The sequence below is a fragment of the Burkholderia sp. Bp8986 genome, assembly GCF_003854225.1.
Lineage (GTDB): Bacteria > Pseudomonadota > Gammaproteobacteria > Burkholderiales > Burkholderiaceae > Burkholderia.
Window position 1 is genome coordinate 1 of the sequence record NZ_QTQM01000237.1, and the last position, 238, is coordinate 238.

At 69.3% G+C, this 238-nt stretch carries 1 protein-coding gene; it reads left to right on the top strand.

All coding sequences use genetic code 11. From position 1 onward, the window contains the following. Positions 1-238 (top strand): IS3 family transposase (locus tag DID99_RS37045; protein ID WP_148094741.1); only part of this gene is annotated, 238 nt, incomplete at both ends.

Below are 238 nucleotides of genomic sequence, written 5' to 3' on the forward strand. Positions count from 1 at the left end.
CGTGAGCCGGCTTTGTCGGGTTCTGGGTGTGTCGCGCAGCGGCTATTGCCAGTGGCGCGGCCGGGAGCCAAGTCGGCGAGCACTGGCCAATACCGTGCTGGACGTCGAGGTTGCTGCCATTCATCGCGCCAGTCGTGGCAGCTATGGCCGTCCTCGCATCGTGCGGCAACTGCGTGCTCAGGGGCGGCCGGCGAGCGCCGAACGCGTGCGTCGCAGCCTGCAACGCCAGGGGTTGCGC